This is a genomic window from Listeria fleischmannii subsp. fleischmannii LU2006-1, assembly GCF_000344175.1.
GTDB lineage: Bacteria > Bacillota > Bacilli > Lactobacillales > Listeriaceae > Listeria > Listeria fleischmannii.
This window is the reverse complement of the sequence record NZ_ALWW01000007.1, coordinates 15,571-36,177: the sequence shown is the minus strand read 5'-3', so window position 1 is coordinate 36,177 and position 20,607 is coordinate 15,571. Positions and strand designations below refer to the sequence as shown.

The window sequence follows — 20,607 nt, the reverse complement described above, 5'->3', positions numbered from 1 at the left end:
TTGGGAGTAAAGGTGAGTTCTTTTTTATACGAAGAAAATGAGCTTAAATTGTCATTTGAGATAGAGAGTGACAAGAAAAAACAGTATGACTTTGCCTATTATGTGTACCAAGATGGCCGTATTATTGACCGAGTTTGGTATCAACCAACTAATAAGCACGAGACGCTTCAAGTCACACCAGTGTATAGCGGTGGTTATCAAATTCGATTGTTTATACGGGAGAATAAAAAAATTGTTTTTAACGAAGTCACACCTGTTTTATGGGTTGATACACTACATGAAAAGCAAATTTTAACAACATTTCCGTCTGAAAAAATCTTTTTTAGTGATCATCCAGTAAAATATGTTTTTGAAGAAGCAAAAGACGATGTGCGCTATTTAGTCCTTTCCTTTTCTGGTTTATACGCGACGGAGTTTCAAGGTGGGGCACCAGTATATAATCATATGCGAACGCTAACTTCTGTGAAGGCACATAAATTGTTTATTTTAGATTCTTACCATAATCAATTTTGTTACTACGTTGGTTTTGGTGGAAAATTAGAATTTGAACGTAGTGTGCTGGCACTCATTACAAAAATTGCGAATGAGTACCGAGTGCCGCCTGAAAATATTATTGCTACAGGGTCAAGTAAAGGCGGCGCTTTATTACAGTTTTAAATATCAATTTGGTAAAGCGATTATTGGGCCCCGCAAATTTATATTGCCAAATATTTGGAGCAGCGTGCGAGTTCAGAATCAATGCGACAACGTTTCCACAACTTACTAGGAGAGAACTTTTTAAAAGGAAAAGCGTTTTGGGATGGTTTGATTTTAAATCAGGCCTATCAGGCGCGAACGTTTCCTGAACTGCATTTTCATGTTGGAAAAGGGGATTTTCATTACGAAAAGCATTTGAAATTTTTACTTCAAGTATTAGATGAGAAAAAAGTGGATTATACGTTAGATCTTGGACCATACGATGAGCATAAGAACACGGGAATCTACTTTACGCCGTTCCTCTTACAAAAAGTACAAGATATGGTAATGAGAAAAGAGGAAAAGCAGTGAAATCTTTATTAGCATGGGGGAAAATTCAAGTTTCGAATGTCGATAAAGTAATTCTTATTTCGCAATTTGAACAAAAAGCCAATCATCAAAATCATTTGTTTGGGCTGTTTTGGGAATTTTTAAGCCCAGCCATTCAAATTATCATCTATTATTTGGTTTTTGGTATTCGCTTAAATGGACAAACGATTATCCATTCGGATATTCCATATATTTATTGGATGCTAATTGGTATTATTCCATGGTTTTATATTAGTTCAAGTATTGTTTCAGGTGCGGGTTCGATTAGTCGAAATCTAAGCCTAATTTCTAAAACGCACTTCCCAATCGAAATTTTACCTACAATCGCAATTGTAAAAGGGTTGAATAGTTTTTTTGCCATGCTAGGCTTGTTTTTAATTCTTTTTATGAGTCAAGGCTTCTTACCAACACTTGAATGGCTACAGTTACTTTATTATTTTCCCTGTATGGTCTTGTTTTTATTAGCGCTAGCTGTACTTACTTCAGCAATCACTGTTGTTTTTCGTGATTTACAGCTGATTATTAATGCGGCCATGCGTTTACTATTTTTTATTTCAGGAGCGGTTGTAAATGTTTCAGCTCATCCTGAATCTCTTCTGACAAAAGTACTTAGCTTAAATCCACTTGTTTATATTATCGAAGGTTTTAGGGATGCGCTTCTTTCACGAGGTTGGTTTTTTGATGATCCGTGGCGAATGGTTTATTTCTTTTCTTTTTTACTGATTGTGCTTCTCACGGGGATTTATATAACGGAAAAATATGAATCTGATTTTGTAGAATATATCTAGGAGGCGGATTAGAATGAGGAATAGAAGGAGTGGCAGAGCGCTGAATAAGAATCGATTCGAGCTGCCAAATGATGTTGCCTTACATGTTGAAAAAGTAGATAAACGATTTATATTAGAGCGAAAAAAGTGGTATCGCTATATTTTCTCGCTTTTTAAGAATGAACCTACGAAGTACTTTCAGGCGCTAGAAGGAGTTACATTTGAAGTGGGGCGCGGAGAAGTCATTGGCTTAATAGGTTTAAATGGTTCAGGCAAATCGACACTGGCAAGCTTACTCGCAGGTCATCTTGCCCCGACGAGTGGGAACATTAGACGAAATGGGGTAGCATCATTATTAGCTATTAATTCAGGAATGAAGCCTAATTTAACGGGAATTGAAAATATTCGATTAAAACTGTTACTTATGGATTTTAAACCAGCGGAGATAAAACGAAGGGTCCGAAGTATTGTTGAATTCACTGAACTTCATGACTTTATTTATCAACCACTTAAGCATTATTCGAGTGGGATGCGTGCGAAACTAGGTTTTGCTATTGCTGTGCAGACAGATCCTGATATATTAATTATTGATGAGGCGCTCTCAGTTGGGGACCAAACGTTTTATCAAAAGTGTTTGCAAGAAATTGAGCGTTTCAAACAAGAAGGAAAAACCATTTTTTTTGTTAGTCATGCGATTAGCCAAATTCGTGAAATTTCAGATCGGGTGGCATGGATTCACTACGGGCAAATGAAAATGCTTGGAAATACTGAGGAAGTATGTTTAGAATACAGCAAATTTATTCATCACTTTAATAAAAAATCAAAACCTGAGCGCTTGCGAGAGCAGCAAGAAATGATGAACAGTCAAAAAAGGAACCTAACTTCCAGGCAAAAGATGTATAGGAAAACTAATTTATGGCAGCAATTAATTAGCTTTAGCACCATATTGCTTATTTTAATCATAAGCGCCTGGCAAATGTTTCAAAACTAAATAGAAAAAGACGACTATAGGGTGCTACGGCAAGCATTCTATAGTTTTTTTTACATATTTTTCTAAAACAAGTAAAAAAATGGGGATATTAGAACAAAAAAGGTCAGAATAGTCATAAATTCTTTACAGTATTTTAATAAGATTTTTTCTAAAATTATAGATAGTAATGGGAAAGGGGGAGTGAAAATGGCAGGAATATGGAACTGGCTTAACAGCACGAAGCTTTTTGACGATGGTCAAATTAATTTAAGTGTTCTTAAGCAACTGATTGATTTTCTTTTTTTAAAAAAAAGGAAATCAAAAATAAAAAATAAAAAAAGGAGGTGTATAAAGATGACTTTCTTATTAGATCTTATTAAAGCTATTCAACAATTCAAAGCGGATTTCTTAAACTATATTACTGAACTTTTCAAGTAATATAAAACTGCAGTAAAGTCAAGCATTTTTTTTGGCTTTTATAACTAAAAAAGCTATCATTGTTCAATTTCCTTCTACAGATTTATGTTCTGTTACAGTATAAAATTATGATTGTACAGGAGGTGAGCAGGAATGCTTTGGTTACAAATGTTGCAAGAAGTTTTAGCTTATTTGAAAAAATTTGCTGATATGAATGCTTAATTAAAACAACTATATATTTTAAGGAGGTGAAAAGAAAATGGGATTCATTCAAGGATTTGTTGCTTGGGTTGGCTTAGCCGTAATGGGTATTAAATATGCTATCGAAGGCATCTGGAATATTTTAGTATAATTTTAGCGAAGAGATAAGTACAGAATGTGTGCTTATCTCTTTCATTAATCAAAGGGAGACGAGTATGTTATCATTTTTTATTAGTTGGCTAGGCCTTGGCGTAGCAGGATTCAAACAATTTTTAATCGCATTAATTAATATTTTACTATAATTTTTATCAGAATTTGCATTTTTAAAATATAAAACTCAAAAACTTATATGCAAAGGTATCTTTGCATATAGGTTTTTAAAAAAGGTGGAAAAATGAAGAGTCAAGAAAATAGCTATAGTTGGAAAAAATTCGGAAGTTTAATTTCTCAAAAAACGGTCTCAAAACCGTTGTTTAGTGTGGCAATTCTTCTTTCTGTCATATCAACCATTGTTTCATTAGTAGTACCCCTATTTGCCAAAAACTTTATTGATGGTTTTATGGGTAAAAATTTTAACACTAATCTCGTCTTCTATTTACTTCTTTTATTTGCCGCTCAAGTTGTTTTAAGTGGCTTTGCTCTTTATTTACTAAATTTAATAGGCTTAAAATTAGTATTTGCGATACGAAATAGATTATGGAAAAAAATTCTTTACTTACCTATTCGTTATTTCGATAATACGAACTCTGGAGAATTTGTCAGTCGTATGATAAATGATACGGGATTAATTAAAACGCTTGTTTCGGATCAATTTCCACAAGTTATTAATGGGATTATTTCATTAGTGGGGACCATAACAATTTTACTGTTCATGGATGCAAAATTAACCGTTATTTTATTTATTGCCATTCCAGTTTTAATTCTCATTGTTGCTCCACTAGGAAAAAAATTATTTGTCATCTCAAAAGGTTTACAAGCAGAGACGGCAGCATTCAGTTCGAAAATTTCGCAGGTTGTAGGTAATGTTCGGTTAGTAAAGGCAACTACTTCAGAAAATGTAGAGGTAGAAAATGGCCGTAATGATCTTATGAAACTATTCCAATTTGGTAATCGAGAAGCTAAAATTAATGCGATTATCAGTCCGCTAACTGTTTTTGTGGTTATGGGGATTTTAATCGGGATTATCATCTACGGCGGTGTTCGTGTCAATGCCGGAACGCTAACCATCGGAACATTAATCGCCTTTTTAATATATGTTTTTCAACTCTTGCCTCCTATTACATCTTTTGTAACGTTTTTCTCACAACTTCAAAAAGTAAAAGGGGCAACACAACGTATTTATGAAATACTAAATGAATCATCTGAAAACTTATCACATGGGGATAGCGTATCCTTCTCAGATAAACATATTTATGCTAAAAACCTAACATTTTCATATGATGATGAAAATACGGTTATTGATGATATATCTTTTGAAGGAAAACCGGGAGAAATGATTGCTTTTGTCGGACCAAGTGGTGCAGGTAAATCGACCATTTTTTCTCTTCTTGAGCGATTTTATCACCCTACGGATGGAAACATTTTCGTTGGGGAACACTCGATGAAGCACATCTCGTTAGAATCATGGCGCTCGCAGTTTAGTTATGTTTTACAAGATAATTTACTCTTATCTGGAACTATTCGAGAAAACTTAATTTACGGGTTAAAACATGAGGTAACAGATGAGGACTTATGGCAAGCTTTGAAACTGGCTTATGCGGATTCATTTGTTGCTGATTTACCAGAACAGCTGGATGCTGAGGTCGGGGAACACGGAGTAAAACTTTCCGGTGGACAAAAACAGCGAATTACAATTGCAAGGGCATTTTTAAGTAAAGCACAAATTTTACTTTTAGATGAAGCCACTGCCAGTTTAGATGTAAGGACAGAGCAATATGTACAAAAATCATTATTACAATTAATGAAACATAAAACGATTTTTGTGATTGCGCACCGAATTGATACGATTAAACATTCAAATAAAATTATTTTTGTTGATAAGGGACGTATAACAGGGCAAGGTACACATGATGAATTAATTCGCACGCATGAATTATATGCTTCTTTTATTCAAACACAATTTATTGATGATGACGTAAATGAGGAGAGAGCATGAAAAAAAGAATATTTTGGATTGTAGGAATTATTTTAATCGTTGTAATTGGTATTATCGTTGTCGCTGCGCTTAATACAGATAGCGCATCAGATTTAAATCAGGACAAAGATGTTACAACGAAAGTAAAGGAAAGTACGGTTGAAGTAAAAGCAAGTGGAACTGGAACTATAGTGCCGCAAAATATGCAGTATCCTAATTATGATGAATTGGAACTCAATCTACAAATTGACGAAATTGATATTCCACAGGTAAAAAAAGGACAAGAAGTATCAATTGATGTCACTGCATTTCCAGATCAAACGTATAAAGGAAAAGTGGAATCTATTTCTGAAAAAGGAAATGTTGAAAATAACGTGGCCGTTTTCACTGTAATGGTTAGTTTAAATGATTCCAAAAATTTAAAAGCAGGAATGACGGTCTCAGGATCAATTCTTGTTAGTAAAAAAGCGCATGTACTCAATATTCCAATTGAAGCTGTGCAAAAAAATGACAAAGATGAATATTACGTTTTGATTCCTAAAAAAAGAAAAAAAACAAGCAAACGAAAAAAGTGAAACAAGTTATTGAAACAGGAATTCGTAACGATAATATTATTGAAGTTAAAAAAGGCTTGAAAAAAGGCGAAAGAAATATTATTACCTTCAACGTCTACAAGTTCTAAGTAAGCGGTGAGGAGGTACTGTTTTGTTAATCGATTTAAAACATATTTCGAAGTCTTATCAAATGGGCAGTGAAACGTTGAAAGTGTTAGATGATATTACCTTTAATGTAGCAAGCGGAGAATTTTTAACGATTACTGGGCAGTCAGGTTCGGGTAAGTCCACACTTCTTAATATTATTGGCTGCTTAGATTTGCCTGATGAAGGAGATTATTATTTATCTGGGGAAAAGCTATTAGGAATAAGTGACAATAAGCTCGCGGCCGTGCGTAATCAACAACTCGGCTTTATTTTTCAACAATTTAACTTATTAACGAATTTGACTGTGCTCGAGAATGTGGAGTTACCACTTATTTATCGTGGCATAAAGAAATCAGAACGAATCGAAAAAGCCCGTCACTTTATTGAACGAGTAGGATTAGGGGATAAAGTGAAACATTTGCCAAATCAGTTATCAGGTGGTCAGCAGCAACGTGTAGCGATTGCGAGAGCATTAGTCGGTTCACCCTCGATACTACTTGCCGATGAGCCAACAGGTTCTCTCGATTCAAAAAATGGTTGGGAAGTATTAAAAATGCTTCAAAATATAAATCAAGAAGGCCGTACTATTATTATGATTACGCATGATAAAGAAATTGCGGATGAAGGTTCACGTACATTAAAAATGCAAGATGGTAAGCTGATACAGGAGGGGAGCGCATGCTGATTTTTCAAAGCTTGCAAATGGCTTTAAAACAAATTTTTGCAAGAAAAATGCGTTCTTTTTTGACAATGCTAGGCATTATCATCGGAGTAGCATCGATTATTTTACTAGTTTCACTTGGAAAAGGCGTCAGTTATGGCGTTAATGAGCAATTAGGGGATTTAGGCTCGAATTTAATTACCGTTTATAATAATTCAACGAGTAAGACGAATCAACTTGATTTAAAAGACGTAGCATCTTATAAAAATATTGATGGTGTTTCTCATATTGCGCCAGAACTTGATGGGACTGCGAATGTTCTTACTGATCAGGGCGGGAGAGCCTATAGTGTCGTTGGAACAAATGAACAATTTAAACAAGTCCATAATGTTAAGCTGGCTAACGGAAGATTTCTTTCGCCAATTGATTTAGATACCAATCAAAAAGTAGCTGTTATTGGTCAAGAAGTTGCAACAAAGATATTTGGTTTTGGGGATCCAATTAATCAGACAATAAAGCTAAATGGCTATAATTACCGTGTAGTAGGTGTTCTAGAAAAGAGCGGTGAATCGTTACTAGGTTCAACCGATAAAAAAATCATTTTACCCATTTCTTCTGCAGAACGTCTACTAAAAAAACAAACAATTAATACAATCTATATACAAGCGGATTCTGCGGATGACGTAAAACTCGTCATTAGTATTTTAAATAGCCGTCTTTCACTAAAATTTAAAGATGAAACTCAAAATAGTGATAATCCAGTTTTTCAAATTGTAAATCAAAAAGAAATTCTCGATACATTTAATACTATTAATACGCTCCTTACGAATACCTTAGGTGCTATTGCTGCTATTTCTCTAATTGTTGGCGGTATAGGGATTATGAATATTATGCTTGTTTCGGTTCAAGAGCGGACAAAAGAAATCGGTATTCGAAAAGCATTGGGTGCGAAGCGCAGTACGATTTTAATGCAATTTTTGATTGAATCTGCTGTCATTAGTGTGACTGGTGGTATTATAGGAATCTTAATTGGAAGCATGGGAGCACTGTTATTTGGTACAATTGCAGACGTGCCATCAGGTATTAGTGTAGGTGTCATTAGTTTTGCATTTATTTTTGCTCTAACCGTAGGTATTGTTTTTGGTATTTCTCCAGCCAATAAAGCTGCCAAATGTAAACCGGTGGAAGCTTTAGCCTCTATGTGAAAATGACAATTACTTCAGTCTTAAAAAGAGAAGGAGTGACACGAGATGAAGTTTTTTGAGTTACAAGATTTATTAAAACAAGACAATGTGATTATTGATTACATTTTGTTTAAGTGTCCGCATACGATTAGATATATTAAAAAAAATCAGCGTATAACATTTAAAGATAACAGACTGTATATTCAAAAATCCGGCTATTTTCAAATGAGTTATGTTGAAAATAAAGAAATGAAAAAGCTGTCATTTAAAAATGCTGTGTGGGTGGGACATTTTTATAATGGCAAAAATAACTTTATTGTGGAAGCACTGACTGAAGCAAAATTAATTGTATTTGATGTGGACGAAGTATTCGACATGTTAGATAAAGAGAATTTATTATCTCATCTAACTTTTCTTCTTCTCGAACAAATTAGGGCAGAGGTTGATATGTTTGAAGTACAATTCCAATTTAGACCAAAAGAGCGGGTTGCTCGGTTTATTAAAATGGTTAGTGATAAAATTGATGGGACAGATGAATTACCAAGATTTTTTTCAATGGATTTCATCGCTTCCTGTTGCTGTTGTTCGCGAAAAGTAGTATCCAAAGCCTTAAATGAGCTTTCAGCGGAAGGGGCCATCGATTTTTCAAGCAAACCATGGCTTGTTTTGGACAAAGAAAAATTAGAAAAATATTCTGAGGATACGCCTCTTATTGCATCAAATCATTAATGGAATTAGGCTATGTGAAGTAATAGAGGACTTGAGATAGGCGTATCAAGAACATTAAAATGGTTATCTTTCACAAAGTATACTGGAGTTAAATTCAGCAAGAGAAATCAAAATGTATAGGAGAATAAAATGAAGAAAATAGTACCTGTTTTTTTTACCATACTTTTACTAAGTGTTGGTTTGCTTAGTGGGTGTGGAGAACAAAATACTTCTGAAAAGCCGGTTAAAGATGAGGAGCAAACAATGAAAAAAGAGAAACTAACTGAACAAGATAAAATTGTACAAATTGAAACTATGCTAAAAGAAGGTTTACGAGATGGGGCAGATGTTGAATATGATGAAGGCAAAAAGCAATTTAGCGTTATCATGACTAATGATAAATTAAAAGATTCATTGAATAAAATAAAGGAAGATCCGTCAGATAAAAAATGGCCCAAGCTGATTAAAGCATTTCAACATCTTTCGAAACAAATTGAAAGTAATCTAGCAAAAGGATATACCATAAGACTTGTTGAACCAGATAATAAAGAGCAAACCATGCTAACTATCATGGATGGAAAAACAACATATGATTTTGCAACACAATAATTTACCTAAAAAATAAACTGCGCAATTGAATCACAAATTTTAAGTGTTCATTTGCTCAGTTTATTTTTTATTTTAACAAAAGCGTAGTTTGACTTTTTGGCCACCTGAAATAAACGGTAAGCAGTCTATATATGCATCATTTATGAAGCCAACTACATTCACATTTTCATTTGCTTCTAAAGGGGTTTTGACAATATTTATTTCCCCTGCATACCGTCCGTAGTTTTGGTTATCGATTGTAATGGCACCAATTGGGCGATTAGTTGTATTTTTTGGCATTTTTGCCAAATGGCTTAGTTTTAGGCGACTATTCTCCAGGCGAATGAAATCACGCGCCTCGTCCATGCGATTTTGGTCACCGTTAATTAGATGCAAACGAATTTCAGGGTCTGTATCTGCATGCAGGTGAGCTTGAAGTGAGATTGTTTGATTTAAAGCAAGTTCGCGCCAAAAATCTAAATGGGTGGTGTCAAACGCGGGGTCGCCAAGATATAAATCATCTACACAAGCATCAATTAGTTCGAGCGCTGCACCATAAGGGGACTTATTGCGATGCTTTTCAAGCGTAGGAAGACCAGCAAATAGCGGTTGGCGTTTTTCGGCATCACCAGGCACAAAAGCAGAAATTCGTAAGCCGTTTGACTTTAAAAATGTATTTTTTTTATGAAAAAAAGCTTCGCTAAGACCAGTTCCCGGTTTCGGGTAATAATTATGGAAGGCCTCAATTTGACTCATATCTGCGCCAAGGGACGTCAATTGATTAAGAAAATCTTGGTTGATGGTGCTTGCATTTAAATAAATCGCGCATTTTTTAGACATCAAAGCAATCGCATCTGCCCCAATACCATAATCAATTCGAAGCCCAGTCACACCAAGCTCGCGAATTCGTTCGGCTTGTTCAAATTGCATCCCGATGTGATGTAAAGCGTTTTCAGAAATGTCCAAGATAAGCTGCATGTTTTTCTCGCGAGCGGCCTCCCCCAGTTCTGTTAAGCGTGCCAAGTAATCCACATTACTTTCTTCTGGAATATGAAGTGAACTAAAAATGGTTTGAAAGCCGTTATCATGCGCCGTAGAGACGATTTCACTTGCCCTCTCAGTATCTTGCAAATAAATACTAATTCCTAACATTGGTTACCCTCCGTTCTTATAAGGCTATTATAAAACTTGTGAAATAAAATTTCAAACAAAATAAATAAATTTTGAAATAAAGTATTGAAATTTTATTTCAGAACGACTATAATCAATTTGTAAGGAGTGATAGGAATGCTAGAAAATTTATCTACGGAAAAACGAAATGAAAAAACGCTCCATTTAGATGAGCTTGATGTAAATGAAGTTTTAGCCATTATGAATGAAGAAGATAGTAAGGTGGCCGAAAGTATAAAACCCGCTTTGCCTGAAATTGCAAAAATTGTAAGGGGTACCATAAATAGTTTTAATAATGGTGGGCGCCTCATTTATATGGGTGCTGGTACTAGTGGACGATTAGGGGTACTAGATGCGGTGGAGTGCGTTCCAACATTTGGCGTGCCAAAAGAGCAAGTGGTCGGCTTAATTGCTGGCGGAGATAAGGCCTTTGTAGAAGCAGTCGAAGGGGCTGAGGATTCCGTTCAACTTGGCGAGGATGATTTGAAAGCGATTACGCTTACGGAAAATGATATTGTTGTTGGGATTGCTGCAAGCGGAAGAACACCTTATGTTATTGGGGGACTCGATTATGCGCGTAGTGTAGGAGCTGTTACTGCTGCGATTTCGTGTAATCAAGACGCAGCTATTTCTAAACATGCCGATATTCAAGTGGAAGTTGTACCGGGAGCAGAGGTGTTAACAGGTTCTACGCGTCTTAAAGCTGGGACTGCGCAAAAGTTAATTTTAAATATGATTTCAACAGCTGCTATGGTCGGTGTTGGTAAAGTTTACGGCAACTTAATGGTTGATGTAAAACCGACAAACGAAAAGTTGGAAGAGCGTGCAAAACGTATTATCATGGAAGCAACAGAATGCACATATGAAGAGGCAAGTAAAGTCTATTTAGAAGCGGATAAACATGTGAAAACAGCAATTGTCATGCTTCTCACACATACAACCAAAGAAGATGCAGAACAAAAGCTCGTAGCTTCGAATGGTTTTGTAAGAAAAACAATCTAAGGAGTGAGTCGAATGTCTAAAGAGGCAGAAATTGGGAAAAAGATATTTGAAAATGTTGGTGGCATGGAAAATGTATCGCGAATTGCGCATTGCATGACGCGCGTTCGCTTAGGGATTAGAGATCAAGATGAAGTCAATCTTGAAGGATTAAAGAAAATCCCTGGTGTTTTAGGCGTAGTAGAAGACGAAACGCTACAAATTATTGTTGGCCCAGGTGTTGTGAATAAAGTAGCCGCTGCTATGGCAGAAGATGCAGGTGTTAAAATCGGTGAAACGATTAATGAAAATTTAGATGATGTGAAGAAAACAGGTAAAGAACTCGTGGAAGAAAAAGCAGCAGCTACAAAGGCAAATATGAAAGCGAAACAAAATAACACGTCTGGTTTTAAACGTTTATTGAAATCGATTTCAAACATTTTTGTTCCGCTAATTCCCGGTTTCGTTGGTGCAGGTCTTATCGCTGGTATTGCGGCGATTTTAACAAATAATATTGTAGCAGGAAACCTAGATGCAGGCGTTTGGACACAGTATGTTGATATTTTAACCGTTATCAATAAAGGTATTTTCGCATTTCTATCCATTTATGTTGGGATAAACACAGCGAACGAGTTTGGTGGTACTCCCGTTTTAGGTGGGGGGATTGCTGGTGTGACGATGCTAACGGGTCTTGCCGAAGGCCACGTTATTACAAATATCTTCACAGGCGACCCCGTTTTAGCAGGACAGGGTGGAATTATTGGTGTCTTGTTTGCCGTTTGGTTAATGTGTGTACTTGAAAAAAGTTTGCGTAAAGTCATTCCGAATGCGATTGACATTATCGTAACGCCAACTATTGTGTTACTTGTTATTGGACTTATCACGATTTTCGTTATCATGCCAATTGCTGGGCTCATTTCAGAAGGTCTTGTTTCCGCAATTAACTGGACGATTGAAGTGGGCGGAGTCTTTGCCGGTTTTGTACTTGGAACATTATTCCTTCCAATGGTTATGCTTGGTCTTCACCAAGTTTTAACACCGATTCATGTAGAAATGATTGCACAAACAGGTGCTACATTATTGCTTCCAATCCTTGCGATGGCAGGAGGCGGGCAAGTTGGTGCCTCAATCGCACTTTGGATTCGTTGCCGTAAAAATAAACCTCTTGTTAATATGATTAAAGGGGGGTTACCAGTAGGAATTTTAGGAATTGGTGAACCACTGATTTATGGTGTCACTGTCCCACTAGGACGCCCGTTTATTACCGCATGTTTAGGTGGCGGTATCGGCGGAGCCGTAATTGGTGCGTTTGGTAACGTCGGCGCAATTGCAATTGGCCCATCTGGTGTAGCGCTCATCCCGCTTATTGCAAATAATATGTGGATAGCGTATTGTATCGGCCTTCTTTCAGCCTATGTTGGTGGTTTCGTCTTAACATACTTCTTTGGAACACCAAAAGATGCGATGGAAGCTGTTGAAGCTTAAATAAAATAGCAAAAGCGTTCGAATTTCATTCGGACGCTTTTTTTATGAACCTACAGAGTATTTTTCGTCAAAATTTTAGATTTAATACTTCAAAATCACTTGCGAAAACGGTTACTTATGTTGTTTAAGACTAAAACCAGACTTTCTAGGGAATTGGCGTTTTAAAGAAATCAAAATGTGATAAAGAAAAAAGTGACACGTTACACTAAAAATAAAGTGTCATAAACTTCTAAAGGAGGCAATCATATGTACAAAGAATTAATACAAAAAGTGGCTGTTATAACGGGCGGCTCGAAAGGAATTGGAACCGCCATTTCAGAACGACTTGGGCAAGAAGGTATGAATGTTGTCGTTAACTATAATTCTGATAAAAAAGGCGCACTAGAAGCTGCTGAAAAGGTAGAAGAAGCAGGTGGACGTAGCGCGATTATCCAAGCAGATGTTGGCAGCGAAGAAGGCGTTCAAAAAATGATTGATTTTGCGATTTCAAAGTTCGGCGGAATTGATTTATGGATAAATAATGCCGGTATGGAGAACCAACACTCCACGCATGAATTATCCTTAGAAGACTGGGAGCGCGTGATTAACGTCAACTTAACAGGCGTTTTTCTAGGAACAAAAGCCGCCTTAAACCATTTTTTAGAAAAAAATAAAGCGGGAAGTATCATTAATATTTCCTCTGTACATGAAAAAATTCCGTGGCCCACCTTCGCGCATTATGCCGCTTCAAAAGGTGGCGTTAAACAATTTACAGAGACCGTGGCAATGGAGTATGCCGACAAAAATATTCGAATCAATAATATCGGACCAGGTGCTATTAATACGCCAATTAATGCGGCTAAATTTGCTGACCCCGAAAAATTAGCGAATACGGTGAAAATGGTACCGATGAAAAGAATTGGTGATCCAAAAGAAGTGGCCGCAGCGGCAGCTTGGCTTGCATCAGATGAATCAAGCTATGTGACGGGTGTGACGCTTTTTGTGGACGGTGGGATGACTTTATATCCTTCATTCCAAGGTGGTCAAGGTTAAAGTTAACATATTAAAGGAGTGAGGACATGAAAAATATTCAAGATAAAGTGGTTGTCATAACAGGTGCATCATCTGGAATAGGTAAGGAAACAGCTAGGCTGTTAGTATCAAAAGGTGCCAAAGTGATGTTATTTGCAAGGCGAAAAGAACAACTAGAGGAACTTGTTTCGGAACTGGGCCATGATAACTGTGGCTATGTAGTAGGGGACGTGAGATCTACTTTCGATATGGAAAATGTCATACGTATGACATTAAATAAATATAATCGCGTAGATGTATTATTCGCTAATGCGGGAATTATGCCCGCTTCAAATGTAAGTGAATTAAAATTAGACGAATGGAACGATATGATTGATATTAATATTAAAGGCGTGCTAAATGGAGTGGCCGCAGTCTTTCCTGAATTTACAAATCAAAAAAGCGGTCATATTGTTGTCACAAGCTCCATAGCAGGCAAAAAAATCTTCCCGGGCGATGCTGTTTATTGCGGAACTAAATTTGCCGTAAAAGCGATTGTGGAGGGGATACGCCAAGAATCAATCGCAGAAGGTACCAATATTAAAACAACCATTTTATACCCAGGAGCTATTAGTACAGGGCTTTTAAACACGATTACTTCTGAAAAAAATAAGCATGACTGGGAAGAATTTTATAAAGTGGCGATACTACCAGAAACGATAGCCGAGTCCGTTTTATACGCCTTATCGCAAGATGAAAGTGTCGGTGTCAATGAAATTACCATATTACCTTCAAAACAAGCATAACAAAAGCGGCCATTTAACCAAATGGCCGCTTTTGTTATGCCGCCAAATGAGTGGAGTCTCATCCGAAATTCAGTTATACTCAAAAAAACAATACTATTTGGAGGCAGGAGAGAAATTTAATGACAGAAAAAAATAATATTTTAGTAGCAGTAGACGGTTCGAAAGCAGCGTATGAAGCTTTTTTAGAAGCCTTAAAATATAAGGAAACCGCAAAAATTACCCTATTATCTGTGATTGATCAGGCGATACCGAATGATCAGGAATTTTACTTATCACCGCAGTACCAAATTTTACCAGAAGTAGATGAATTTGAACTTTTGGCTGAAAATTACTTGAATCAACTAGCCGAAAATGCACATACGAAACATCACATCGAAAAGGTAGTTTTGGAAGGAAATGCAAATAAATGCATCGTCCAATACGCCACAGAACACGTTATAGACCTTATTATTTTAGGGAAAACGGAAAAAAATCTTATTGAACGCGTTGTTTTAGGTCAAACCGCAACTTATGTGACGAAACATGCGCCGTGTGACGTCCTAGTCAAATAACCAAAAAGGGTGTGGAATAATGAAGAAGTTGCTAGAGGAAGCACTGTTTTATAGAGAAAACAATGACTTGGAAAAATCCAATCAATTACTGCTTAAGCTACTTGAAAAAAATCCCTATGACCCTTATATTTTATACCAAGTTGCCTGGAGCTTTGATGTTTTAGAAAAAGAAGGGGAAGCTACTAGCTTTTACGAAAAAGCTATCGAAAATGGTTTAGAAGGGCCAGACTTAGCCGAGGCGTATCTAGGTTTAGGGAGTACGTACCGCGCTTTAGGAAAGTACCAAGCAGCTGAGCGGACTATTCAAAAAGGAAGGCAACAATTTCCGTATAACCATGCTCTTAGTGTTTTTTATGCTATGGTACTCTACAACTTAGAGCGCTACGCAGAAGGTATGGAAATTCTTCTTCATTTACTAGCTGAAAGTTCAAAAGACGACTCCATTGTCGCATATAAAAAAGCCATTACATTTTATGCAGATAAATTGGATAAAACGTGGAAATAATCATATTTTAAGCAAAAACCCGCTATATATAAGCGGGTTTTTGTGTGCTCAAAAAAAGTGTCTGGTCATCAATTTATCGCGCTTTAAAAGCAATAAAATAAATTGTAACAAAACGTTCACTTAAAAGCTTAGATTTTAGAAAGTTTGTCACTTTGTTCTGTTGAATGGGCTATTTTGAAATGCTAAACTGCATTATATGCTAAAAATAAAGATTGAGGTTGAGACATGAAATCAATTACTGCAAATCGTTCACTTTTAGGAAATAATAATTCTGAAAAAAACATAAGTCAGAGTTTTGGTTCGAGAATGAATTGGCTAGACAGTGCTAAAGGAATCGCAATGATTTTAGTTATTCTCGGTCATGAATTACAGCCGTTCTTTGAGGAACTTGGATCTTCGGCTGTTGTATTTATTTACTCTTTTCATATGCCACTTTTCTTTCTTATAACAGGCTTTTTGTTTTCGAATAAAAATCTACAAAAGAATTTTGCGAGTTATAGTAAAGTAAAGCTAAAGCGTCTTATTTTACCGTATTTTATTTATCAGATTATCTCTATTCTTTTTATAAACGGCTTTACGTATTTAACTACCCATCAATTTCGTTACAGTTTAATTGAAACAATCCAACAGCTATTTTATTTAAATGGTACAGTAGGTTGGAATTCGCCGCTATGGTTCTTAGTTGTTTTATTCTGGCTTGAATTATTAATGTACTTCATTCTACGTTGTCCATTTAAAATTCAGTTGATTCTAGTGAGTATTTGCTTTTTAATCGGAGGGTTTTTATCCTCAACTCAAGAAGTTTATCCTATGGGCCTAAATGTTATCTTTTCCAGCGTCATCTTTTATTATGGCGGTGTTCAATTAAAAGCTAATCGTCAATTTTTGGATTCAAAAGCGGCGCTAATTACAGCTATTATAGGGGTCGTGCTACTTATTGTGAACATGATTTTTAACCCTATGTACAGCACCTTATATGATAATATGATTACACCAAACTATATTGTATTTGTAGTTATAGCTCTTTTTGGTAGTTTCAGCATGCTATATTTTATAAAAATGGTTCCATATCTTAATCAAAAAATATATTTGTTGATTTAGGACAAAGCACCTTATTTGTATTAGCTTCTCAATATTTCTTACTACTAGGCTTTGACACAATAGCGAAAATGCTTAACTTTTATGATGCCTCGTGGGTATACATTCTAATTAAATCGCTTGTTATTGTTGGGACCTACTTAGTTATTGGAAGATATATTGCTTTTAGAAGAGAACGTGGAACGCTTAATGCGTATGTGGCTCGATTAAGTTAGATTATATTTCAAATACCCTTTCAAACGAAGGGGTATTTTTTATGAAAATGAGTCTGAAATGTAAAAAAACATTCACTTTTTGAATAAAATAGTTTAAAGTAAGGGATGAAGGGGCTTGTGAAATGGAAGATTATCCGATTTCGGCCAGTATTATGTACAAAGCGTTACGCTTATCGCCTTCGTCCGTCATCATTGCAGATCCAACCATTAAAGGCGCGCCATTTGTGTTTGTGAATCATTCTTTTGAAAAGCTAACGGGGTATTCAAAAGACGAAATAATTGGTAAAAATGGGTCTTTTTTACAAGGACCGGACACAAACGTTGAAAGTTTGAAACAAATTTCAGACGCTATTCGAAACGAGAAAAGCACAACCCAAATTTTAAAAAATTATAAAAAAATGGGGAATCTTTTTATAATGAATTAACTATTCAACCGATTTGGGATGAAAATAATCATTTATATTATTTTGGTACTCAAAAAGATGTGACGGATGTTGTTCGACTCCAAAAAGAAGTTCGTCGTTCTGAGGAAATTATTGAATTGTTAAAGCCCCCGACTATTCTTTTGAACCATGAAATTGCTATTTTGCCTGTTAGTGGGTATGTAGGAAGAGATAGTTTTGATTTATTATGTGAAAAAAGTAGTCAATGGCTATACGATAAAGAAGTAGAAACATTACTATTTGATTTTACAGGCACAACAAAAAGGCTATGATGGTTTTATTCAAGCTATACATGCGTTCTGCCAGCAATTGCAACTTTTGGGCATTCAAGTTATTGTGACGGGTCTTAACGCCAAACTAGTACAGGAATGGTCTGCGGATGATTTTTGGCAAAAAGATATTAAGTTTTATGCAACTGTTCACCAAGCACTTCATGATTTGAAAATTGAAATTAAATAAAATAAGCCGTGGCCTTATCGGCCGCGGCTTATTTGTATTAAGATTTGCGACGAAGAATGTAAATGGAAGTTCCTGTTAAAACTATCCCAATGAGGGATGCTAGGCTAACTAGGTCACCTGTTTCGGGTAGTTTGCCGGATGGTGTTTCTTTGTTTTTTGCAGCTGCTGTATTTGTGCCAGTTTTAACGGGCGTTTTAGTAAGCTTTTCAGGGCTTGGCGTTACCGTTTGATTGCCGTCGCCACCTGTCGTTGGGGGTTCAGGCGTAGGCGTTTCGTTGCCGTTTCCTGGATCTGTTTCTGTTGCAAGAACGGCCACGCTAAACGGTGAGCTGTAACCGTTTGTGTCGGTCACAGTTACGGAAAGCGTATCATGAGCCTTTAAGTTTAAGGATGAGACGTCAATTTGGAAGGCGCCATTTTCATCAGCGGTTGTAGTTAAATTTGCCGCTACGCGAAGGCCTTTTGTTTGCTCTTCCGTGCCTTTTTGGACGGAGATGCTCGCATTTGGCACTGTCACGCCAGAAAAAGTTTTATCCTTTTCAGCTAAAGGATTGAATTTTGTACTTGTTTTAATGGCCGAAATGGCTTCTTCCTCAAGCTGTGCGGCTGTTTTATATGTTTTACGTCCTTCTTTTTCCGCTGTAATCACTTTACCAGCCGCCGTTTGCTCTTTAATGTAGTTGATAAATGTTTCGGTATCTGGATCGATGGCTGAGACGAGCTGTCCTTTTGTGAAAGCTTGGAAACCATCGCCCCCGCCGTATAAGAAGTCGTTAATGATGACGGTGTACTCTTTGTTTGGGTCTAGAGGGGTACCGTCGTTTGTTGTGGCACTTACTACACGATAGGCTTGGTCTAAGTCATTTGTGTCCGTATACGTATACTTTAAGCCAGAAATTTGTAAGAAGTACTTTTCATCATTGCCATATTGTTGGTTTAGCGCTTCGAGAATCGTTTGACCGTTCATTTTGACAACTTGTAAAATATTGCCAAATGGTTGTACGGCCTGAGCCGCGCCCCATGTGATTTCATTATTAGTTGAGGTGATAAGATCAGCGCGGATTCCGCCGTTATTTGTCATCGCAAAATCGGCATCTACACCAGCTTTTTTCGCCATATAGCGCTGGGCGTCGGTAATTAAATTGCCAAGTGCAGATTCTTTCGTATCAACAGGTGCGCCTTCCAAATTCGTTTCTCGTGAAATCGTTCCATTTGCCGTTTTTCCAATCGGCTCCGTAATCGTGGAAGCAATACGGTCTGAGGCATCTTGTGTGATAGCAGCAATTTTCGCATCAGGCGTTCCTGTACGATAATTATATTCGATTTTAGCACTTGGAGTACTTACAAAATCGCCTGTTTCCGGGTCAAGTTCGCCTGTGATATTTGAAAAAGCCTTACCGTTATTGTAACTTTGGACGATGCGTGTTTTTCCAACTACACCGTTTGTATATTGGTGGTTATGGCCTGCTAAAACGATGTCGACGGAATTGTCTTTATCTTTTTGATTGACCGCTTCCATCATCGCTTGTGCATCACCTGAGACAGTTTGGTCCGTTTGATTGGTTGGATTGCCGGATGTTATCGCTGGAACGTGTGATAAGACAACAATAGCATTCACACCTTGGTCACGAAGAATCTTAGAATATTTAACGACTGTATCAGCTTCATTTAAAAAGTCATAATTTTTTATGTAGTTGGCTAAAACAAGATTTGGGATTTCCGTCGTGACGATACCGATGAAACCAACTTTTACACCGCCGATTTCTTGAATCACATAAGGTTTAAATCCTTCTGCCACAGTAGATGTTCCTTTATCCACCACGTTCGCGGCAACAATTTGCATATCGCTTTTTACGCGAGGATAATTTTCAACAATGGGACCAAATTTGTCAGTTGAAACGCCGTCTAGTATACGCTTATATTCAGGTAATCCCTCGTCGAATTCGTGGTTCCCAAGCGTTCCAATTTTAAAATTCATTTCATTTAAAACTTTCATTGTGGGTTCATCTTGAAGAAGACCTGAAACAGCTGGACTAGCGCCTACCATATCACCAGCTTGTACGCGAAGTGAATTGGCGCTTGTGGCACTTTGATTAGCCGTAATAAACTCGGCTTCTGCTTGGTCAAGGTTAGCGGAAAGATAATCAGCTCCCCCAATCGCGGCACCATTAACATCTTTTGACGTAGTATTTAGTGCGCCATGAAAATCATTAATCCCTAAAAGTTGAACAGGAATATTTGGGTCTTTTGCCTCCGCGTGTGTTAATGTTACAGGTAAACTAAAACTGAGTACTAAGCCTGCTGCGAGTAAAACGTGTGATACTTTTTTTCTTATTTTTTTCACAATCATACTCTCCCTTTTCCGCACAAGGCGATTTGTAAGCGCTAACGCAATCACGCTTACACTCATTTTAACAAAGCCAAAACAAACCAACAACCTAAAATTATAAAGATTTGGTCAATTTTTGTTATTTATTTCAATAAACAAAGTTTTTAGAGTAAAATAGACAC

22 protein-coding genes are annotated in these 20,607 nt (G+C 36.7%); 20 read left to right on the top strand and 2 right to left on the bottom strand.

Annotated elements, in window-relative coordinates; genetic code table 11:
- The first annotated feature begins 12 nt into the window (after window positions 1–12).
- The 11 genes from LFLEISCH_RS03605 to LFLEISCH_RS03555 all read left to right on the top strand — a co-directional run bounded on the left by LFLEISCH_RS03605 (window position 13) and on the right by LFLEISCH_RS03555 (window position 9,417).
- Window positions 13–657 carry a hypothetical protein gene (locus LFLEISCH_RS03605; RefSeq protein WP_040504751.1) on the top strand — a complete coding sequence of 215 codons (645 nt, stop codon included), beginning with the start codon at window positions 13–15 and terminating at the stop codon, window positions 655–657.
- Between the two features lie 81 nt (window positions 658–738).
- Window positions 739–1,047 carry a hypothetical protein gene (locus LFLEISCH_RS03600; RefSeq protein ID WP_007473082.1) on the top strand — a complete coding sequence of 103 codons (309 nt, stop codon included), beginning with the start codon at window positions 739–741 and terminating at the stop codon, window positions 1,045–1,047.
- The gene (locus tag LFLEISCH_RS03595; protein ID WP_007473081.1) at window positions 1,044–1,853 is read left to right on the top strand and encodes an ABC transporter permease; all 810 of its coding nucleotides are present in this window, start codon (window positions 1,044–1,046) and stop codon (window positions 1,851–1,853) included. The genes LFLEISCH_RS03600 and LFLEISCH_RS03595 overlap by 4 nt, the downstream gene beginning before the upstream one ends.
- 13 nt (window positions 1,854–1,866) lie before the next feature.
- Window positions 1,867–2,823, top strand: a complete 957-nt coding sequence (locus LFLEISCH_RS03590; protein ID WP_007473079.1) for an ABC transporter ATP-binding protein — start codon at window positions 1,867–1,869, stop codon at window positions 2,821–2,823.
- 186 nt (window positions 2,824–3,009) lie between these two features.
- Entirely contained in the window at window positions 3,010–3,240 is a 231-nt protein-coding gene (locus tag LFLEISCH_RS03585; RefSeq protein ID WP_007473077.1) for a hypothetical protein, read from the top strand.
- 574 nt (window positions 3,241–3,814) lie between these two features.
- On the top strand, window positions 3,815–5,575 hold the full coding sequence (locus LFLEISCH_RS03580; RefSeq protein WP_007473075.1) for an ABC transporter ATP-binding protein: 1,761 nt from the start codon (window positions 3,815–3,817) through the stop codon (window positions 5,573–5,575).
- Entirely contained in the window at window positions 5,572–6,129 is a 558-nt protein-coding gene (locus LFLEISCH_RS03575; RefSeq protein ID WP_007473073.1) for an efflux RND transporter periplasmic adaptor subunit, read from the top strand. Before LFLEISCH_RS03580 ends, LFLEISCH_RS03575 begins: the two co-directional genes overlap by 4 nt.
- Before the next feature lie 169 nt (window positions 6,130–6,298).
- A complete protein-coding gene (locus LFLEISCH_RS03570) occupies window positions 6,299–6,940 on the top strand; it encodes an ABC transporter ATP-binding protein (protein ID WP_174269988.1) in 642 nt (213 codons plus the stop codon).
- Window positions 6,934–8,121, top strand: a complete 1,188-nt coding sequence (locus tag LFLEISCH_RS03565) for an ABC transporter permease (protein WP_007473066.1) — start codon at window positions 6,934–6,936, stop codon at window positions 8,119–8,121. Before LFLEISCH_RS03570 ends, LFLEISCH_RS03565 begins: the two co-directional genes overlap by 7 nt.
- Window positions 8,122–8,166: 45 nt before the next feature.
- On the top strand, window positions 8,167–8,829 hold the full coding sequence (locus LFLEISCH_RS03560) for a Crp/Fnr family transcriptional regulator (protein ID WP_007473064.1): 663 nt from the start codon (window positions 8,167–8,169) through the stop codon (window positions 8,827–8,829).
- A 129-nt stretch (window positions 8,830–8,958) separates the two neighbouring features.
- On the top strand, window positions 8,959–9,417 hold the full coding sequence (locus LFLEISCH_RS03555) for a hypothetical protein (RefSeq protein WP_007473062.1): 459 nt from the start codon (window positions 8,959–8,961) through the stop codon (window positions 9,415–9,417).
- A 72-nt stretch (window positions 9,418–9,489) separates the two neighbouring features.
- On the opposite strand, the gene LFLEISCH_RS03550 is transcribed toward LFLEISCH_RS03555, so the two are convergent.
- Window positions 9,490–10,548 (bottom strand): MupG family TIM beta-alpha barrel fold protein, encoded by a 1,059-nt coding sequence (locus LFLEISCH_RS03550; RefSeq protein WP_007473059.1) that lies wholly within the window; start codon window positions 10,546–10,548, stop codon window positions 9,490–9,492.
- A gap of 135 nt (window positions 10,549–10,683) precedes the next feature.
- Here LFLEISCH_RS03550 and murQ point away from each other — a divergent pair, with 135 nt between their 5' ends.
- From murQ to LFLEISCH_RS14560, 9 genes are all read left to right on the top strand, one after another.
- Complete coding sequence (murQ, locus tag LFLEISCH_RS03545; protein ID WP_007473057.1) at window positions 10,684–11,568, top strand: N-acetylmuramic acid 6-phosphate etherase; 885 nt, start codon at window positions 10,684–10,686, stop codon at window positions 11,566–11,568.
- 12 nt (window positions 11,569–11,580) lie between these two features.
- Window positions 11,581–13,029: a PTS transporter subunit EIIC gene (locus LFLEISCH_RS03540; RefSeq protein ID WP_007473056.1), complete on the top strand. Its 1,449-nt coding sequence runs from the start codon at window positions 11,581–11,583 to the stop codon at window positions 13,027–13,029.
- Between the two features lie 246 nt (window positions 13,030–13,275).
- Window positions 13,276–14,061 carry a glucose-1-dehydrogenase gene (locus tag LFLEISCH_RS03535; RefSeq protein WP_007473054.1) on the top strand — a complete coding sequence of 262 codons (786 nt, stop codon included), beginning with the start codon at window positions 13,276–13,278 and terminating at the stop codon, window positions 14,059–14,061.
- A 26-nt stretch (window positions 14,062–14,087) separates the two neighbouring features.
- A complete protein-coding gene (locus LFLEISCH_RS03530; protein WP_007473052.1) occupies window positions 14,088–14,825 on the top strand; it encodes an SDR family oxidoreductase in 738 nt (245 codons plus the stop codon).
- A 119-nt stretch (window positions 14,826–14,944) separates the two neighbouring features.
- On the top strand, window positions 14,945–15,376 hold the full coding sequence (locus tag LFLEISCH_RS03525; RefSeq protein WP_007473049.1) for a universal stress protein: 432 nt from the start codon (window positions 14,945–14,947) through the stop codon (window positions 15,374–15,376).
- Window positions 15,377–15,395: 19 nt separating this feature from the next.
- Window positions 15,396–15,881: a tetratricopeptide repeat protein gene (locus LFLEISCH_RS03520; RefSeq protein WP_007473047.1), complete on the top strand. Its 486-nt coding sequence runs from the start codon at window positions 15,396–15,398 to the stop codon at window positions 15,879–15,881.
- A 225-nt stretch (window positions 15,882–16,106) separates the two neighbouring features.
- Window positions 16,107–16,982: an acyltransferase family protein gene (locus LFLEISCH_RS03515; protein WP_007473044.1), complete on the top strand. Its 876-nt coding sequence runs from the start codon at window positions 16,107–16,109 to the stop codon at window positions 16,980–16,982.
- 334 nt (window positions 16,983–17,316) lie between these two features.
- Window positions 17,317–17,619, top strand: a complete 303-nt coding sequence (locus tag LFLEISCH_RS14570) for a PAS domain S-box protein (protein WP_007473043.1) — start codon at window positions 17,317–17,319, stop codon at window positions 17,617–17,619.
- A 258-nt stretch (window positions 17,620–17,877) separates the two neighbouring features.
- Entirely contained in the window at window positions 17,878–18,096 is a 219-nt protein-coding gene (locus LFLEISCH_RS14560; RefSeq protein ID WP_007473038.1) for a hypothetical protein, read from the top strand.
- A 37-nt stretch (window positions 18,097–18,133) separates the two neighbouring features.
- Here LFLEISCH_RS14560 and LFLEISCH_RS03505 read toward each other — a convergent pair whose 3' ends face one another.
- Entirely contained in the window at window positions 18,134–20,446 is a 2,313-nt protein-coding gene (locus LFLEISCH_RS03505; protein ID WP_040504753.1) for a bifunctional metallophosphatase/5'-nucleotidase, read from the bottom strand.
- Window positions 20,447–20,607: the final 161 nt, after the last annotated feature.

Excerpts from the sequence above, each read along its gene's own strand:
- LFLEISCH_RS03600 (WP_007473082.1), top strand. The coding sequence starts at position 739 with ATGCGACAACGTTTCCACAACTTACTAGGAGAGAACTTTTTAAAAGGA.
- LFLEISCH_RS03590 (WP_007473079.1), top strand. The coding sequence starts at position 1,867 with ATGAGGAATAGAAGGAGTGGCAGAGCGCTGAATAAGAATCGATTCGAG.
- LFLEISCH_RS03585 (WP_007473077.1), top strand. The coding sequence starts at position 3,010 with ATGGCAGGAATATGGAACTGGCTTAACAGCACGAAGCTTTTTGACGAT.
- LFLEISCH_RS03580 (WP_007473075.1), top strand. The coding sequence starts at position 3,815 with ATGAAGAGTCAAGAAAATAGCTATAGTTGGAAAAAATTCGGAAGTTTA.
- LFLEISCH_RS03575 (WP_007473073.1), top strand. The coding sequence starts at position 5,572 with ATGAAAAAAAGAATATTTTGGATTGTAGGAATTATTTTAATCGTTGTA.
- LFLEISCH_RS03570 (WP_174269988.1), top strand. The coding sequence starts at position 6,299 with ATGGGCAGTGAAACGTTGAAAGTGTTAGATGATATTACCTTTAATGTA.
- LFLEISCH_RS03565 (WP_007473066.1), top strand. The coding sequence starts at position 6,934 with ATGCTGATTTTTCAAAGCTTGCAAATGGCTTTAAAACAAATTTTTGCA.
- LFLEISCH_RS03560 (WP_007473064.1), top strand. The coding sequence starts at position 8,167 with ATGAAGTTTTTTGAGTTACAAGATTTATTAAAACAAGACAATGTGATT.
- LFLEISCH_RS03555 (WP_007473062.1), top strand. The coding sequence starts at position 8,959 with ATGAAGAAAATAGTACCTGTTTTTTTTACCATACTTTTACTAAGTGTT.
- LFLEISCH_RS03550 (WP_007473059.1), bottom strand. The coding sequence starts at position 10,548 with ATGTTAGGAATTAGTATTTATTTGCAAGATACTGAGAGGGCAAGTGAA.
- murQ (WP_007473057.1), top strand. The coding sequence starts at position 10,684 with ATGCTAGAAAATTTATCTACGGAAAAACGAAATGAAAAAACGCTCCAT.
- LFLEISCH_RS03540 (WP_007473056.1), top strand. The coding sequence starts at position 11,581 with ATGTCTAAAGAGGCAGAAATTGGGAAAAAGATATTTGAAAATGTTGGT.
- LFLEISCH_RS03535 (WP_007473054.1), top strand. The coding sequence starts at position 13,276 with ATGTACAAAGAATTAATACAAAAAGTGGCTGTTATAACGGGCGGCTCG.
- LFLEISCH_RS03530 (WP_007473052.1), top strand. The coding sequence starts at position 14,088 with ATGAAAAATATTCAAGATAAAGTGGTTGTCATAACAGGTGCATCATCT.
- LFLEISCH_RS03525 (WP_007473049.1), top strand. The coding sequence starts at position 14,945 with ATGACAGAAAAAAATAATATTTTAGTAGCAGTAGACGGTTCGAAAGCA.
- LFLEISCH_RS03520 (WP_007473047.1), top strand. The coding sequence starts at position 15,396 with ATGAAGAAGTTGCTAGAGGAAGCACTGTTTTATAGAGAAAACAATGAC.
- LFLEISCH_RS03515 (WP_007473044.1), top strand. The coding sequence starts at position 16,107 with ATGAAATCAATTACTGCAAATCGTTCACTTTTAGGAAATAATAATTCT.
- LFLEISCH_RS14570 (WP_007473043.1), top strand. The coding sequence starts at position 17,317 with ATGGAAGATTATCCGATTTCGGCCAGTATTATGTACAAAGCGTTACGC.
- LFLEISCH_RS03505 (WP_040504753.1), bottom strand. The coding sequence starts at position 20,446 with ATGATTGTGAAAAAAATAAGAAAAAAAGTATCACACGTTTTACTCGCA.